General features: G+C 53.1%; 1 protein-coding gene. It reads right to left on the bottom strand.

Annotation, left to right across the window (positions count from 1 at the left end; translation table 11 throughout):
- Positions 1-906 (bottom strand): tandem large repeat (locus AB4180_RS16000; protein WP_372081882.1); only part of this gene is annotated, 906 nt, incomplete at both ends.

Here is a 906-nt window from a genome sequence, read left to right as displayed (position 1 = left end):
GTGATGACCAACGTGGGCGTGATAGGCAGTGAATGTGTGCTGTCTTGCGTACCCACATTACCTGATAAGTCTTGGTGATTTTTCACCACCAAACCGACATTCAAATCAGACGATGCAGGAACCAGTACATCCCCTGTCCACACGCGGGCATCCGCACTCTTCGTCAGCGAGATGAGCGTGCCACCTAACTCAGCACTGGCCGCTTGCAACGCTTTATCGAACTTAAGGCTGACCGATACGCTTTGACCTATCGCTTGATGCGTTGGGTTAAACGTCGCGTTCGTTAACGTCGGCATGGCTTGCGCGAGCGTAAAGCTTGCGCTTTCGGTGACTGGTACGCCTGAAGCGTTGGTGCCCGACACAATGACGGTGTAGGTGCCGTTCGGTTGATCGCTGATGTCAACGGGACTGCTGCTCCAAGCCCCACCCTGGGCGACTGTCGCAGAGCCACTTTTCAACACAGTATCATTGCCCTGCGCTTTCACTTCTAGGCTAAGTCCTTGGCCATCAAAACGCGTCGATGTACCTGAAAACACCAAACTAGTGGCGTTACTGCCGTCCACGTTACTCACTGGCGTGATGACCAACGTGGGCGTAATAGGCAGTGAATGTGTGCTGTCTTGCGTACCCACATTACCTGATAAGTCTTGGTAATTTTTCACCACCAAATCAACATTCAAATCAGACGACGAAGGAACCAATACATCCCCGGTCCACACGCGGGCATCCGCACTCTTAGTCAGCGAGATGAGCGTGCCACCTAACTCAGCACTGGCCGCTTGCAACGCTTTATCGAACTTAAGGCTGACCGATACGCTCTGACCTATCGCTTGATGCGTTGGGTTAAACGTCGCGCTCGTTAACGTCGGCATTGCTTGCGCGAGCATAAAGCTTGCGCTTTCGGTG

The sequence above is a fragment of the Vibrio sp. 10N.286.49.C3 genome, assembly GCF_041469545.1.
Classification (GTDB): Bacteria; Pseudomonadota; Gammaproteobacteria; order Enterobacterales; family Vibrionaceae; genus Vibrio; species Vibrio tasmaniensis_A.
The sequence above is the reverse complement of the archived record's forward strand: the minus strand, read 5'-3'. Positions and strand labels throughout refer to the sequence as shown.